The organism is Erwinia sp. B116, from assembly GCF_002865965.1.
GTDB lineage: Bacteria > Pseudomonadota > Gammaproteobacteria > Enterobacterales > Enterobacteriaceae > Erwinia.
This window is the reverse complement of the sequence record NZ_JRZZ01000141.1, coordinates 1-300: the sequence shown is the minus strand read 5'-3', so window position 1 is coordinate 300 and position 300 is coordinate 1. Positions and strand designations below refer to the sequence as shown.

1 protein-coding gene is annotated in these 300 nt (G+C 53.0%); it reads left to right on the top strand.

Features of this window, described 5'->3' with window-relative positions; all coding sequences use genetic code 11:
- Positions 1 to 300 (top strand): EF-Tu/IF-2/RF-3 family GTPase (locus NV64_RS23000; RefSeq protein ID WP_369878934.1); only part of this gene is annotated, 300 nt, incomplete at both ends.

The window sequence follows — 300 nt, the reverse complement described above, 5'->3', positions numbered from 1 at the left end:
TTTCCCTGGCGACGACATCCCGGTTGTTCGCGGTTCAGCACTGAAAGCCCTGCAGGGTGAAGCTGAGTGGGAAGCAAAAATCATCGAGCTGGCTGGTCACCTGGATTCTTACATCCCGGAGCCAGAGCGCGCGATCGACAAGCCATTCCTGCTGCCTATCGAAGACGTATTCTCCATCTCAGGTCGTGGTACCGTTGTTACCGGTCGCGTAGAGCGCGGTATCGTTAAAGTTGGTGAAGAAGTTGAGATCGTTGGTATCAAAGATACCGTGAAATCAACCTGTACCGGCGTTGAGATGTT